Genomic DNA, 247 nt, shown 5'->3' with positions numbered 1-247 from the left:
GACAAACCAGCGCCCATTTTTTACCTGGTGGCGCTGCACCGTAAAAACTGGCGGAGCTATGTCTGCTGTGGTGAGTCGAGCTATTACAGCGGACTGTGTGTCGATGAACGCGGGATACTGCAGAAAGTGAACCCGGCATTCACCGCAGAAGATGTGCCGGTGAGATGCCGCTGTTGTACCTATACGTTCAACGGGGAACTCGTGCCTGTCACGGAAAAGAACTGGCAAAAGCTTTATGAGAAGGAGT

The 247-nt window shown here is 52.6% G+C and carries 1 pseudogene; it reads left to right on the top strand.

Annotation, left to right across the window (positions count from 1 at the left end):
* Positions 1 to 247 (top strand): annotated as a pseudogene (locus tag ACJ8PL_RS14805) (hypothetical protein); the annotation flags it as partial.

The sequence above is a fragment of the Serratia sp. CY83965 genome, from assembly GCF_052166375.1.
In the GTDB taxonomy this organism is placed as follows: domain Bacteria; phylum Pseudomonadota; class Gammaproteobacteria; order Enterobacterales; family Enterobacteriaceae; genus Serratia; species Serratia marcescens.
The sequence above is the reverse complement of the archived record's forward strand: the minus strand, read 5'-3'. Positions and strand labels throughout refer to the sequence as shown.